The sequence below is a fragment of the Vibrio sp. 1978 genome, from assembly GCF_033344345.1.
In genome coordinates, this window is the sequence record NZ_JAWPOP010001093.1 from 1 (window position 1) to 506 (window position 506).

General features: G+C 45.3%; 2 pseudogenes. Both read left to right on the forward strand.

Annotated elements, in window-relative coordinates:
- A pseudogene (ribD, locus tag R8N49_RS30830) lies at positions 1–175 on the forward strand (bifunctional diaminohydroxyphosphoribosylaminopyrimidine deaminase/5-amino-6-(5-phosphoribosylamino)uracil reductase); the annotation flags it as partial.
- Between the two features lie 12 nt (positions 176–187).
- Positions 188–506, forward strand: a pseudogene (locus R8N49_RS30835) (riboflavin synthase); the annotation flags it as partial.

Consider the following 506-nt stretch of genomic DNA (forward strand, 5'->3'; position numbering starts at 1 on the left):
AGATGAGTTGATTGTCTATCTCGCTCCGAAGCTAATGGGAAGCGATGGACGTGGTTTAATTGGCGCGCTGGGATTGACGGAGATGGCGCAGGTCATCGATTTAAATATTACTGATGTGCGAATGGTGGGCAGAGATATCCGTATTACCGCCACCCTTGTACGTAAAGAAATTTAGAAAAGAAGCACTATGTTTACAGGAATTGTAGAAGCAGTTGGTAAATTAACTGCGATTACGCCAAAAGGCGAAGATATTACCGTTACGGTAGAAGTAGGTAAGTTAGACATGTCTGACGTGAAGTTAGGCGACAGCATCGCAACTAACGGTGTGTGCTTAACGGTGATTGACTTTGGAAGCAATTACTACAGCGCGGATTTGTCTCTCGAGACCTTGAAAAAAACCGGTTTTCCAAACTACCAAGTAGGCGAAAAGGTTAACTTAGAAAAAGCCATGCTGCCGACGACACGTTTTGGCGGACACATTGTATCTGGACACGTGGACGGCGTTG